At 68.7% G+C, this 11,987-nt stretch carries 11 protein-coding genes; 8 read left to right on the top strand and 3 right to left on the bottom strand.

The window, feature by feature from the left end; genetic code table 11:
• The first annotated feature begins 365 nt into the window (after window positions 1-365).
• Window positions 366-1,547 carry a calcium-binding protein gene (locus G537_RS45405; protein ID WP_081688779.1) on the top strand — a complete coding sequence of 394 codons (1,182 nt, stop codon included), beginning with the start codon at window positions 366-368 and terminating at the stop codon, window positions 1,545-1,547.
• Window positions 1,548-1,655: 108 nt separating this feature from the next.
• Window positions 1,656-2,975 (top strand): hypothetical protein, encoded by a 1,320-nt coding sequence (locus G537_RS0113070; RefSeq protein ID WP_026870503.1) that lies wholly within the window; start codon window positions 1,656-1,658, stop codon window positions 2,973-2,975.
• Window positions 2,976-3,170: 195 nt separating this feature from the next.
• Here G537_RS0113070 and G537_RS0113065 read toward each other — a convergent pair whose 3' ends face one another.
• Entirely contained in the window at window positions 3,171-4,079 is a 909-nt protein-coding gene (locus G537_RS0113065) for an AraC family transcriptional regulator (protein WP_026870502.1), read from the bottom strand.
• A gap of 105 nt (window positions 4,080-4,184) precedes the next feature.
• On the opposite strand from G537_RS0113065, the gene melA reads away from it, so the two are divergent.
• From melA to G537_RS0113035, 6 genes are all read left to right on the top strand, one after another.
• Window positions 4,185-5,648 carry an alpha-glucosidase/alpha-galactosidase gene (gene melA, locus G537_RS0113060; RefSeq protein ID WP_026870501.1) on the top strand — a complete coding sequence of 488 codons (1,464 nt, stop codon included), beginning with the start codon at window positions 4,185-4,187 and terminating at the stop codon, window positions 5,646-5,648.
• Between the two features lie 47 nt (window positions 5,649-5,695).
• Window positions 5,696-6,946, top strand: a complete 1,251-nt coding sequence (locus G537_RS37760) for an ABC transporter substrate-binding protein (RefSeq protein ID WP_034851576.1) — start codon at window positions 5,696-5,698, stop codon at window positions 6,944-6,946.
• A 164-nt stretch (window positions 6,947-7,110) separates the two neighbouring features.
• Window positions 7,111-8,073, top strand: coding sequence for a carbohydrate ABC transporter permease (locus G537_RS0113050; protein ID WP_081688778.1), 963 nt, complete (start codon window positions 7,111-7,113; stop codon window positions 8,071-8,073).
• Between the two features lie 3 nt (window positions 8,074-8,076).
• Window positions 8,077-8,922 (top strand): carbohydrate ABC transporter permease, encoded by an 846-nt coding sequence (locus tag G537_RS0113045; RefSeq protein ID WP_026870499.1) that lies wholly within the window; start codon window positions 8,077-8,079, stop codon window positions 8,920-8,922.
• 126 nt (window positions 8,923-9,048) lie between these two features.
• Window positions 9,049-9,381: an ArsR/SmtB family transcription factor gene (locus tag G537_RS0113040; RefSeq protein WP_026870498.1), complete on the top strand. Its 333-nt coding sequence runs from the start codon at window positions 9,049-9,051 to the stop codon at window positions 9,379-9,381.
• Window positions 9,378-9,854: an SRPBCC family protein gene (locus G537_RS0113035; RefSeq protein WP_026870497.1), complete on the top strand. Its 477-nt coding sequence runs from the start codon at window positions 9,378-9,380 to the stop codon at window positions 9,852-9,854. The genes G537_RS0113040 and G537_RS0113035 overlap by 4 nt, the downstream gene beginning before the upstream one ends.
• A gap of 4 nt (window positions 9,855-9,858) precedes the next feature.
• On the opposite strand, the gene G537_RS37755 is transcribed toward G537_RS0113035, so the two are convergent.
• Both G537_RS37755 and G537_RS0113025 read right to left on the bottom strand, forming a co-directional pair.
• Window positions 9,859-11,310, bottom strand: a complete 1,452-nt coding sequence (locus tag G537_RS37755) for a sensor histidine kinase (RefSeq protein ID WP_155888601.1) — start codon at window positions 11,308-11,310, stop codon at window positions 9,859-9,861.
• Complete coding sequence (locus G537_RS0113025) at window positions 11,297-11,977, bottom strand: response regulator transcription factor (RefSeq protein ID WP_026870496.1); 681 nt, start codon at window positions 11,975-11,977, stop codon at window positions 11,297-11,299. Before G537_RS0113025 ends, G537_RS37755 begins: the two co-directional genes overlap by 14 nt.
• Between the last annotated feature and the right edge of the window lie 10 nt (window positions 11,978-11,987).

Raw genomic sequence — 11,987 nt, 5'->3', positions numbered from 1 at the left:
CGCCCTGCAGAATCGCCATCGCGAGCCCGCAGGGGCGTGGCGATCAGGACACTAGCCGATGGCCTCCACGTTGCTCTTCGTAACCGTTACGTACCCTCCGTCATAGGCACTTCTAACCCATAACGGTATCGCCTAGCCCGGTCTGGTGTCCCGAGCCAGGAGCTCGGCGGCTGGCCTGGACCGGCAGACGGTCGGCGATCGGTGCCGACGCTTCGTCGAGGATCGACTGGAGGAGGTGACGCGGGACGAGCCGGTCGTGGCGCGCGGCGCCGACGAGGTAGGAGTCCTGTCTCCGCCCATCTTGGCTCTTCCGCCAGCCACCGTCACTGCATCCCGTTCCGATATCTGACTGGAGGCTGATCACCATGGCTGCCATTAACGGAACATCAGGTGACGACAATCTCGTAGGCACGCCTGACGACGATGAGATCAATGGCCAGCCAGGGAACGACACCATGGAAGGCTTGGCGGGTGCCGACCACTTCAATGGCGGGCCGGACACAGACACGGTGGTCTATTCCCTCTCGCCCGGTGCCGTCTCGGTCGATCTCGCCGCCGGTACGGGCGGTAGAAGCGATGCGGCCGCAGACACCTATGTCGGCGTCGAGAATGCAACCGGGTCGGCCTTCGACGACTACCTGGCGGGCGACACCGGCACGAACGTCCTATCCGGCGGCCTCGGAAGCGACAACCTGGTCGGCGGAGCAGGCGCCGATGTCCTGGACGGCGGCGGCGGCACCCAGGACATGGCGGACTACATCCTCTCGGGCGCCGGGGTGACGGTCAGTCTCGTCACCGGCAGCGGCACCGGCGGCGACGCCGAGGGCGACTCCCTGGCCGATATCGAGTGGCTGCGCGGCGGTGCCTTCAGCGACAGTTTGACCGGCAACGGCGGCGACAACCGTCTATCGGGCCTAGCCGGCATCGATACGCTGGTTGGCGGAGCTGGCGATGATCAACTGATCGGCGGCGCCGGGGCCGATGTCCTGACCGGCGGCACCGGCTTCGATACCACCCTGTACGACAATGCGTCCACCGGCGTGACGGCGAGGCTGGCCAATCCCTCGGCGAACACCGGGGACGCCGCCAATGATATCCACAGCAGCATCGAGAATCTCGTCGGCAGCCCGTTCGATGATGTCCTGACCGGCGACAGCGGCTCCAACTATCTGGTCGGCTGGGGTGGCGACGACACACTCAACGGTGGCGGCAGTGGAGACATCCTGGAAGGCGGTGCCGGTGCGGATACCTTCGTCATCTCCACCGTCGCAGACACCTTCTCCCTCGTCGGCTCCGTCAAGGCGCTCGACCGGATCAATGACTTCTCGCGGGGCCAGGGCGACAGGATTGACCTGTCGGGGATCACTCACGGCGCCGGCAGCTTCATTGGCACGGGTGACTTCACCCATCACGCCGGCGAAGTCCGCATCCTCGTGGGCGTGACCCAGACCGCCGTCTACATCGACACCAATGGCGACGGCACGGCCGATGCGCAGTTCCGCCTCCTCGGTGCCATCACACTGACGGAAGGCGATTTCGTCCTGTAGCGGCAGGGCCCATCGAAGGGCTGTGCCTCTGGGGCAGCCTCGTTGTTGTTTCTCGGTGTTATGATATAACATAAATTGAAATCACGGATTTCCCACGAGGCCGCCCATATGACCGGAACCCGATTGTCCGCCGCGGCGCTGCTGGCCGCGCTTTCCGCCGACGCTTCCGCCCATGAGCATGTGTCGCGTGGCCGACTGGTCTTCGCCGATCACGAGAAGCCCGTCGTCGGCGTGCTCGACCTGGACACGGCGAAGGTGACCCACAGTTTCGATGTTTCGAGGCCCGATCCGACCCTGATCGCCACCGAAGGCGGGCGGTTCGTCGTGATCCGCACGGGCGACGACGCGGGCACCATCCGGGTCCTGGACAGCGGGCTGTTCTATGAGTCCCATGAGGACCATTTCGACATCGAGAAGGGCGAGGTGAAACTGCTCGACCTGGTCCTCACGGGCGACAGGCCGTCCCATGTCGTCTCGGATCACGGCTGGCTGACCGTCTTCTACGACGGGCAGCGGCCCTGGCTCGGCAGAAGCGACCCGAAGACGGTCGTGATCCGGCTCGACGACCTGGACGACGGCACGGCCGAGCCGACCGTCTGGCCGGCGCCCGCGCCGCAGCACGGCATCGCCGTGCCGCTCGGCGACGACCGGTTCCTGATCTCGGTCTCGAAGGAGGCCTATGCCAGGGGCGACGACAAGTCGGTCTCGTCGCGGCCGAACGGCTTTCAGATCCTCGACAAGGCCGAGGGATGGAAGACCATCGCCAGCTTCAACGACACCGCGGACCCGGACCGCTCCTGCAAGGAATTCCACGGCCACGCCTCGCTGCAGGATGTCCATGTCTTCGGGTGCCATGTCAGGATCGAGAACGACCCCGCCGGCGACGGCGGGGTCCTGGTCGTGGGCAAGGGGCCGGACGGGGCCTGGGGTTCGCGCAAGCTCGCCTATCCCGACGGCCGCCGTGCGAGCACGATCAAGGCCGGCCCGGCCGGCCGGTATCTGATCGCCAACTACGGCGGCGACCACGGCCGCCCCTATGACGCGCTGCTCCGGATCGATCCGGCGGCCGAGGCCCTGACAGCCGGAGACGTGTTCCAGATCCCCGACGGTCAGTCGGTCTGCCAGTACGAGGTGACCGGGGACGGCAAGCGCGTCGTCAACCTGACCCAGGACGGCAGGCTGCGTGTCTACGACATCGCGCCGGAATGGAAGGTCGTGGCCACCTTCGATGCGGTCCCGGCCTTCGACTGCGCCTGGGACGCGGCAACGCCGGCCCCGACCGTCGCGATCATCGGCAACAGCGCCTTCGTCAGCGACCCGGAGAACGGCCGCATCCGCGAGTTCTACCTGAACAGCCTGAAGCAGGGGCTCGACATCCCGGTCGGCGGCAAGCCCTCCGCCATCGCCGGCGGCGGCAACGCCGGGTAGCTTATCGGCGCTGGGACAAGCGGCCGGGCTGGAGCCGCCCCTCCCCCGAAATCGCTGCGCGATTTCGACCTCTCCCCAAGGAGAGGTGTAGGAAGGCGCGGCTCGTATTCCCCTTTCCTCGGGGAGAGGGAGGGGCCCGGCGCCGCAGGCGACGGGAGGGTGAGGGGGACGGCCGCGCCGTCGCGCCGGTGTCGTTCAGGCGTCGGCCCGGCCGGCCCGCACCGCTCCGGCATACATGCCGCTGCGCCGGAAGTCGCGCGGCCCGATGCCGTAGAAGCGGCGGAACACCTTGGCGAAGTAGTTGGCGTCGTCGAAGCCGCAGCGCTGGGCGATCACCTTGACCGGCGCCTCCTCGACATGCAGCAGCCGCGCCGCCTCCTCCATGCGCAGGCGCAGCAGGTAGCGGGCCGGCGTCGTGCCCTCATGCGCGGCGAAGACCCGGCTGAAATGATAGCGGCTGTAGCCTGCGGCCCTGGCCATGCGGGCGACGTCGATCCGCTCGGCCGGCTGGCCCGTGCACAGCGAGACGGCGCGCTCGATCGCGGCCGGCCTCGGCGAGGCCGCCGGCATCTCGCCCCAGGGCAGCAGATCGTCCGCCACCGTCATTGACGCGGCATAGGCGAGGGCGGAGGCGCGGGCCGGGCTGCCGGCCTCGCCGCGCAGCGCCGACAGGCAGAGGCCCGCCAGCCGCTCGACCGCGGCCTCCGGCAGCGCCACCACCGGGCCATGGACCGCCGTCACCTCGCGCCACACCCGCAGCACCTCGCGGCCGTTCAGGCACAGCCAGAAGAACTCCCATTCCGGGTTGCGGCCCAGCCAGTAGCGGTTGTCCTGCGGGAAGCGCAGCAGCATGGTCTGGCCCGGCCGCAGCTCCCAGCGCTTGCGCTCGACCCGCAGATGGCCGCGGCCGCCGATCGTGTGCTGCAGCAGCACGAAAGGCGCGTCGCCGCGCTTCAGCCCGTGCCAGTCGTAGCCGGGGTCGGTGCAGCGGTCGTAGCCGGCGCTGGTGACCATGGCGTGCAGCCGGTAGCGGTCCTTCGGGAAGACGACCGAGACCCCGCCGGGAGTCCGGTCGCGCAGCGCCGACAGCATGGAATGCCCCATGATCGCACGAAATTCCTCTTTCGCCGGTTTTCCCGGCTTCTTAGACCATAGCACGAAACTGCTTGCCGAGGGGGCCGGGCGGGAACGGGCTCCGGGGAGGATGCGATGAAGGTTGCCGTGATCGGCGCGGGCAGCGTCGGCTTCACCCGGAAGCTGGTGCGCGACATGCTGAAGGTGCCCGAGCTGCAGGACACCGTATTCGCGCTGCACGACATCAACCCGGACAATCTCGACATGGTGGCGCAGATCCTGCGCCGCGACATCGAGGCCAACCGCCTGCCGGCGAAGGTCACCACCTCGCTGGAGCGGCGTCGGGCCTTGGAGGGCGCGCGCTACGTCATCAGCTGCGTCCGCATCGGCGGCCTGCGGGCCTTCTCGAGCGATATCGAGATCCCGCTGAAATACGGCGTCGACCAATGCGTCGGCGACACCATCTGTGCCGGTGGCATCCTGTACGGCCAGCGCAACATCCCGCAGATCCTCGATTTCTGCCGCGACATCCGGGCGGAGGCGGAGGAGGGGGCGTGGTTCCTGAACTACGCCAACCCGATGGCGATGAACACCTGGGCCGCGATCGAACACGGCGGCGTCGCCAACACCATCGGCCTGTGCCACGGCGTGCAGCACGGCTGGCACCAGATCGCCGAGGTGCTGGGGGCGGAGGACCCGCGCGAGGTCGACTATATCTGCGCCGGCATCAATCACCAGACCTGGTACATCGACATCCGCTTCCGCGGGCGGAAGATCGAGGCGGCGGAGCTGCTGGAGGCGTTCGAGCGCCACCCCCGCTACAGCCGGGAGGAGAAGGTCCGGATCGACGTGCTGCGCCGCTTCGGCTGCTATTCGACCGAGAGCAACGGCCATCTCAGCGAATACCTGCCCTGGTACCGGAAGCGGCCGGACGAGATCAACCGCTGGATCGACCTGTCGAACTGGATCAACGGCGAGACCGGCGGCTATCTGCGCCACTGCACCGAGCAGCGGAACTGGTTCGAGACCGACTTCCCGCGCTGGCTGTCCGAGGCCGGGGCGCCGCTGTCCGAGTACCGCCGCTCCGAGGAGCACGGCAGCTACATCATCGAGGCGCTGGAGACGGGGCGGGTCTATCGCGGCCATTTCAACCGGCGCAACGAGGGGCTGATCACGAACCTGCCGCAGGACTGCATCGTCGAGACGCCGGGCTTCGTCGACCGCTTCGGCCTGAACATGACGGCGGGGCTGGAGCTGCCGCTGGGCTGCGCCGCGACCTGCAGCGCCTCGGTCAACGTCCAGCGCATGGCGGTGCAGGCGGCGGTCACCGGCGACCTCGACCTGCTGCGCCTGGCGGTGCTGCACGACCCGCTGGTCGGCGCCGTCTGCAATCCGGACGAAGTCTGGCAGATGGTCGACGAGCTGCTGGTGGCCCAGGCCGAATGGCTGCCGCAATACGCCCACGCCGTCGACGGCGCGCGGCAACGCCTGGCCCGCGGCGGCGTCGCGACGCGCGACTGGGGCGGCGCCGCGCGCCTCTCGGTGCGCAGCGTCGACGAGCTGCGCGAGGCACGGGCCCAGGCTAAGGCCGCGAACTGACCCGGGCGGTCAACGCCCCGGCGGACCACACTCGAGGGGAGGCGACCATGAGGTTGACGAAGATCGCACTCGTATTGGCGGGGCTGCTGCTGGCGCTGCCCGCCATGGCCGAGCCGGTGACCCTGCGCTTCTGGGTGGCGTGGGACCCGGCCCAGCCCGACGCCAAGGCGATGCAGGCGCAGATCGCCGCCTTCGAGCAGGCGCATCCGGACATCAGGATCGAGACCCAGAACATCTCCTACGGCGCCCTGCACGACAAGCTGATCACGGCCGTGGCCGGCGGCGACGCGCCCGACATCTCCTGGGGCCTGCCTGAGTGGTTCGGCGAGCTGTACCGGATGGGCGCGCTGCTCGACGTCACGCCCTACGCCGCCGACTGGCCGGACCGGGAGCAGGTCTACCCGAACGTGCTGGAGGCGCTGACCATCGACGGCAAGCTGATGGCGATGCCGCACTATCTCGGCATCCGGGCGCTGCTCTATCACGAGGAGACGCTGAAGAAGGCCGGGATCGCGGAACCGCCCAAGACCTGGGACGAGCTGATCGCGGCCGCCCAGAAGGTCAAGGCGGCGACCGGGCAATACGGCTTCGGCATCGCCGGCACCGGGGTGCGGGCGCCGCAGGAGCTGATCATGTACCTGGCCCAGAACGACGTCGCCATCGCCCGGCGCCAGCCGGACGGCGGCTACAAGAACAGCTGGGCCGACAATTCGGCGGAGCTGGCGCGGGCGGCCGAGGTGTTCGCCTTCTACCGCCGCCTGCTGGACGAGGGCGCGATCGCGCCCGAAGCCGCCGGCTGGGGTTGGGAGGAGGAGGACAGCAACTTCGCCCTCGGCAAATACGCCATGGTGATCGACGGCGCCTGGATGCAGTCGCGCTCCCAGCAGAACCCGCAGACCATGGCCGATGTGAAGGTGGCGCCGCCGCCCTTCAAGCTGAAGCCCGCGACCTTCTTCGAGATCAACCCGATCTACCTGTTCAAGGCGACCCAGCATCCGAAGGAGGTCTGGACTTTCGCCGCCTTTATCGCCGGCCGCGACTACCAGGCGGCGGGGCGGCCGACGACCTCGGTGCGCAAGGACGTGGTCAGCCCCGGCGTCTGGGGCGAGGGCTTCACCTCGCTGGCCCCGACCGGCGTGGTCTTCCCGCCGGTGGCGCTGGGCCAGATCACCCGGGCGATGGAGGAATCGATCGGCCGGGTGCTGCTGAAGAAGGAGGATCCGGCGGAGGTCGCCGCCTGGCTCGGCAAGCAGGTCAACCGCGCCCTGCGCCAATCCGGCGAGCTGAGCTCGTCGTGAGGATATGCAAGGAGGGGGGCGAGTGTCTCAGCCCACTCCCTGTCATGCCCGGGCTTGACCCGGGCATCCAGGAGATGTCGAGGCCCTCTGGATTGCCGGGTCAAGCCCGGCAATGACAGTGAAATGAGGCGAGCCCGTTACCAGTGTCGACGGTGGGGAAGGGAATGGCATCGATGAAGGCCGCCGCCGAAGCCGCAGCGCGGGCGCCGATCCTCCCCGTCCGGGCCGCGGGCCGGGTGCCGACCCGCGCCGCCCGGATCCGGCGCACCGCGCTGGTCTTCCTGGCGCCGGCCGGGATCCTGTTCCTGGTGCTGGTCGCCTATCCGCTGCTGCGGGTGCTGTGGGACAGTCTGCACACCGTCAACCTGGTGAACCCCTCGGCCACAGGCTTCGCCGGCTGGGACAACTACTTGACCGTCTGGGAGGATGGGGACTTCCTGCCCGCCCTGTGGAACACCGCGGTCTGGACCGGGCTGTCGGTGACCGGGGAATACGCGCTCGGCCTCGCCTCCGCCATCGCGCTGGCCCAGCCGGTGCGGTTCCGGGCGGTGTTCCGCGGCCTGATCATCATCCCCTGGGTGATCCCGATCGCCGTCGCCGGGCTGAACTGGACCTGGATGCTGACGCCGGATTACGGGATCCTGAACATCTGGATGGTGAAGCTGGGCCTGCTCGACGCGCCCTATCCCTGGCTCGGCCAGATGGACACGGCGCTGCTGACCGTCACCTTCGTCAACATCTGGCGCAGCTATCCCTTCTACACCCTCAGCCTCTTGGCCGCGCTGCAGGCGATCCCGCGCGAGTTGCACGAGGCCGCGGCGGTGGACGGGGCAGGGGCCTGGCGGCGCTTTTGGGTGATCACCCTGCCGCATCTGCGTGCCGTGTCGCTGACGCTGATCTTCATCCACATCGTCTGGACCGCGATCAATTTCGACTTCATCTGGGTGATGACCGAAGGCGGCCCGCTGAACGCGTCGGAGACGCTGCCGATCATGATCTACCAGTATGCGATGCAGGATTTCGACGTCGGCGCCGCCTGCGCCGTGGCCTCGATGTCGATGGCGTTCCTGGCGACCCTGTTCTTCGTCTACCACTACGGCGTTGCCCGGCGCCGGCGGGAGGGCTGAGCCATGGTCGTCGGCGCCTCCCAGCGGTCGCTGCGCAGCATCCTGACTTACGGCACGCTGGTCCTGTTCGCCGTCTACAGCCTGTTTCCCTTCCTGTGGATGGTCGACACGGCCTTGAAGCCGGTGGAGGAGGTGCGAAGCGCCGATCCCGGCTTCTGGATCGCCAACCCGACCCTGTCGAACTTCTCCCGGGTGCTGCTGGACAGCGAGTTCCTGACCTATGTCCGCAACAGCCTGATCGTCGCCGCCGGATCGACCATCCTGACGATCACGATCTCGGTGTTCTGCAGCTACGCGCTCAGCCGCTGGGCCTATCTGCCGCTGTCGCGCCTGGTCGGGGGCGCGCTGCTGCTGTCGCAGATGATCCCGGGCGTGCTGCTGCTGGTGCCGCTCTACATCCTGATGCAGCGCCTCGGCCTGCTGTCGACCTATGCGGCGCTGATCATCGTCTACTGCACCTTCACCATCCCGCTCTGCACCTTCATGCTGAAGGGCTTCTTCGACGCCGTGCCGCGCGAGCTGGAGGACGCGTCGGAGATCGACGGCTGCTCCCGCACCGGCTTCATCCTCAAGGTGCTGCTGCCGGTCTCGGCGCCCGGCATCTTCGCCACCGCCGTCTTCGCCTTCGTGACGGCGTGGAACGAGTTCATGTTCGGCTATGTGCTGATCAACAGCGACGCCCGGCGGACGCTGACCCCCGGCATCATGCTGTTCAAGGGCGCGCATCTGACCGACTGGGGCGGGCTGATGGCCGCCTCGGTGCTCGCCGTGGTGCCGATCGCGCTCGGCTTCGTCTACCTCCAGCGCTTCCTGGTGGAGGGGCTGTCGGCCGGGGCGGTGAAGGGCTGACGGTTTCCGAGAGCGGAAACTGTTGTTGTCATCAGCGTCGGCTTCGGATAGTTTCCGCATAAGGAAACTGTTTGAGCGGGACGATGGCCCTGATCCTTCCTTCGCGACGAGCCGGAGGCCTGAGGCATGCAGGCCCTTGACCGCATCTTCGTCGCGCTGTCGGATCCGAACCGGCGGCGCATGGCCGAGCGCCTGAGCCGCGGCCCGGCCACCGTCAAGCAGCTGGCCGAGCCGGTGGAGATGCGGCTGCCTTCGGCCGTCAAGCACCTCAAGGTCCTGGAGGACAGCGGCATCGTCGTGTCGCGGAAGGATGGCCGCGCGCGCACCTACAGCCTGCAGCCCGCCGCCCTGATGCTGATCGCCGACTGGGTGCGGGACCGCGAAGCCGCCCTGAACGCCGCCTTCGACCGCCTGGAGGCGGCGATGCGCGAGATCCCCGAAGAGGAGACCGGGCCATGATCCCGACCATCGACCACTCCACCTTCGTCGTCGAGCGCGAGCTGCCCGGCGGTCCGGCGCACGCCTTCCGCTTCTGGGCGGAGCCGGAGCTCAAGCGGCGCTGGACCGACTGCCACCCCGACTGGGCCGTGCTGGAGGACCTGTTCGACTTCCGGGTCGGCGGCGTGGAAGCCAAGCGCTGGCGGACGCCCGAGGGGCACGAACAGACCTTCCGGGCCCATTACCTCGACATCTTGCCCGGCCGACGGGTCATCTACGCCTATGAGATGGGCTTCCGCGGCCAGCGGGTCTCGGCCTCGCTGGCGACGGTCGAGCTGTTCCCGGAAGGCGACCGGACCCGGATGAAGTTCACCGAACAGGCGGCGTTCCTCGGCGGCGGCGATGATGCGCGCCGCCAGCGCGTCGGCGGCACCGAGGCTGCCTTCGACGGGCTGGCCGACGTGATCCGGAAGGATCTTGCCGGCCTGCTGTAGCCGCTCAGGACGACGCGATCCTGCCCGCCGGGCCGGAGTTCGGAGCGGCGCCTTGCTGCGCGTCCCGATGACCGGCCGGCACCGTCTGCGGGAAGCGCATCGCGATGTGCAGGCCCGGCGCGTTGTCGGTCAGCGTCAGCGTCGCCCGGTGCAGCCGGGCCACGGCCGAGACCAGGGCCAGGCCGAGCCCGGCGCCCGGGGCGCTGCGGCTGGCGTCGAGCCGGACGAAGCGGTCCAGCACCCGGCCGCGCGCCTCCGCCGGAATGCCGGGGCCGGTGTCGCGGATGCTGAGGATCGCGCCGTCGCCGTCGCGCCGGACAGCCAGCGTGATCCGCCCGCCCTCCGGCGTGTACTTGGTCGCGTTGTCCAGCAGATTGGCCGTGGCCTGGGCCAGCAGGTGGCTGTTGCCGGGCACGGTGATGCCCGGCTCGATCTCGGTCGCCAGCGTCTGGCCCTTCTCCTCCGCCACCGGGCCGTACAGCTCGCCGGCATCGGCGGCCAGCGCCGACAGGTCGATCGGGCTGAAGCGGTCGCGCACCGCCCCGGCTTCGGCCAGTGCGATCTCCAGCAGCGCGTTGAAGGTGGCGAGGATGCCGTCGGCCTCGCGGATCGCGTCCTCCATCGCCCGGCGATAGCCGTCGGCGTCGGTCTCGCTCATCATCGAGACCTCCAGCCGGCTGCGCAGCCGCGAGATCGGGCTGCGCAGGTCGTGCGCGATGTTGTCGGCGACACCGCGCATCCCGGTCATCAGCCCGTCGATCTGGTCGAGCATGGCGTTCAGGCTGGTGGCCAGGCGGTCGAACTCGTCGCGGTTGCCGCGCACCGGCATGCGCCGGGTCAGGTCGCCCTGCAGGATGCCCTCGGTGCCGCGGTTGATGCCCTCGATCCGGGCCAGAAGGCTGCGGCTCATCAGGATGCCGCCGGCGATGCCCAGCGCCGCGGTCAGGATCAGGCCGCCGATCAGCGCATCCGTCATCAGCTTGGTGAAGTCGGTGCGCTCGGTCATGTCGCGCCCGACCAACAGGTTGAAGCCGCCGGGCACGGCGAGGGTGCGGGCCCGCGCCACCTGGGGCTTGGCGTCGCCGCCGACCTCGGTCGCGACCAGGAAGTCGATCGTGCTTTCAGGGGCACCGCGCGCGATCGGCGGCCAGGAGGACAGGTTGCCCTCGATCCGGTTGTAGTTTCGGTCGGCCAGGAGATAGAGGCCGCGCCGCCCCGGGACGGCCTGGCTGCGCTCGCGGATGATGCGCACCAGGCCGATCAGGCCGAACTGGCGGTACTGCTCGGCCAGGCCGATGATCTCGGCCTGGATGGTGTCGTCGGTCTGCGAGCCGATCACCCGCACCGTCTGCCAGTAGACGAATCCCAGCACGCCGGCGACGGACACCCCGAACACCAGCATGTAGATGATCGCGTAGCGGAAGGTGGAGCTGCGAAGGACCCTAATCAGGTGCACGGAGGCAATATCCCGCACCACGCACGGTCTGCAGCAGCGGCGTGTCGAAGTCCCGGTCGATCTTCTGCCGCAGCCGGCTGATGTGGACGTCGATCACGTTGGTCTGCGGATCGAAGTGATAGTTCCAGACATTCTCCAGCAGCATGGTCCGGGTGACCACCTGGCCGGAATGGCGCATCAGATACTCCAGGATCTGGAACTCGCGCTGCTGCAGGTCGATCTTGCGGCCGGACCGGGTGACCGAACGCGACAGCAGGTCCATCCTCAGGTCGCCGATCTGCAGCTCGGTCTGCGCCGCCGCGGGCGCGGCGCCGCGGCGCAGCAGCGCCTCCAGCCGGGCCAGCAGCTCGGTGAAGGCATAGGGCTTGGTCAGATAGTCGTCGCCGCCGGCGCGCAGGCCGCGGACACGGTCGTCGACCTGGCCCATGGCGCTGAGGAACAGCACCGGCGTCTGGTTGCCGTTGCGCCGGATGGTCTCGACGATCAAGAGGCCGTCCATGCCCGGCAGCATGCGGTCGACGATCATCGCGTCGTAGGTCTCGCTGGTCGCCAGGAACAGGCCCTGCGGCCCGTCCGGGGCGTGGTCCACGACGAATCCGCTCTCCCGCAGCCCCTTGGTCAGGTACTGCGCGGCCTGGGCGTCGTCTTCGATCACAAGGATTCGCATGATCGTAACT

The organism is Inquilinus limosus DSM 16000, assembly GCF_000423185.1.
Lineage (GTDB): Bacteria > Pseudomonadota > Alphaproteobacteria > DSM-16000 > Inquilinaceae > Inquilinus > Inquilinus limosus.
Note: the sequence above shows the minus strand (reverse complement) of the source record. Positions and strands in the feature narration are given on the sequence as shown.